Below are 760 nucleotides of genomic sequence, written 5' to 3' on the forward strand. Positions count from 1 at the left end.
CGCCTCTGGATCATCTATGGTGCCGGTCAAGGCTGGGGTGCTGTCATTGGTGGTGTTATCGTTGATGGTCACCGAAGGTGCGCCCGTATCTAGGGTGGTGGTATCGGTGACCGTGCCTGTGTTCCCGGCAGCGTCGGTCACTGTCATGGTGACGGTCAATTCACCGTCGGCGAGACCTGAAAGGTCTTGCCCAACGACGGTCACGTTACCGTTGCTATCTGTGCTGATCGCCGAGCTCGGTACCGTGATCGTCGTCACACCATCACTGATGGTGATGCTGTCGACGGTGGCACCGGCTTCGACAACGCCAGAAAGGGTCACGTTGGTCGCTTCGCTCGCGCTAACCAACTCATCGCCGCCGTCATTGAACGCGACGCTGTTCGCACCATCGCCCGTGGTTGGCGCGCTGGTATCAATGACTAAGTTACCCGTGGCCGTGCCGCTGTTACTCGCCGCGTCGGTGGCAGTCACGGTGACCTGGTAGCTACCGTCCATAAGCGCTGGCAAGGTGTCGTCCACCAAGGTCCAGGTGCCGTCGCCATTGTTGGTGGCGGTGTAATCCACCCCCTCGACAGTCACTACTATGCTCGCCTCTGGATCATCTATGGTGCCGGTCAAGGCCGGGGTGCTGTCATTGGTGGTGTTATCGTTGATGGTCACCGAAGGTGCACCCGTATCCAAGGTGGTGGTATCGGTGACCGTGCCTGTGTTCCCGGCAGCGTCGGTCACTGTCATGGTGACGGTCAGTTCACCGTCGGCG

At 60.0% G+C, this 760-nt stretch carries 1 protein-coding gene; it reads right to left on the reverse strand.

What is annotated here, in order from left to right; translation table 11 throughout:
• Positions 1-760 (reverse strand): Ig-like domain-containing protein (locus C2M17_RS13285; RefSeq protein WP_199776024.1); only part of this gene is annotated, 760 nt, incomplete at both ends.

Origin of the sequence: Pseudoalteromonas sp. T1lg10 (genome assembly GCF_002964545.1) — a bacterium.
Classification (GTDB): domain Bacteria; phylum Pseudomonadota; class Gammaproteobacteria; order Enterobacterales; family Alteromonadaceae; genus Pseudoalteromonas.